We start from the raw sequence: 221 nt of genomic DNA on the forward strand, positions 1-221 counted from the left end.
TTAATGGGTGAAGTGCTTGCGTACTTAAACAAACAACAAAAAGAATTAAAAGACGTTGCATTAACGCCTGCTGGTTTATCTAAAATGGTTCAATTAATTGAAAAAGGTACAGACCCAGAAGAAATCGTTAAAGCGAAAGGCCTTGTTCAAATTTCTGACGAGGGTACACTTCGTAAAGTTGTAACAGAAATTCTTGATAATAATGAGCAATCTATCGAAGA

Annotated in this window: 1 pseudogene; it reads left to right on the forward strand. The window is 34.8% G+C overall.

Features of this window, described 5'->3' with window-relative positions:
- Nucleotides 1–221 (forward strand): annotated as a pseudogene (locus MR079_RS28990) (Asp-tRNA(Asn)/Glu-tRNA(Gln) amidotransferase subunit GatB); the annotation flags it as partial.

The organism is Bacillus cereus group sp. BfR-BA-01381, from assembly GCF_022663555.1.
Classification (GTDB): domain Bacteria; phylum Bacillota; class Bacilli; order Bacillales; family Bacillaceae_G; genus Bacillus_A; species Bacillus_A pacificus.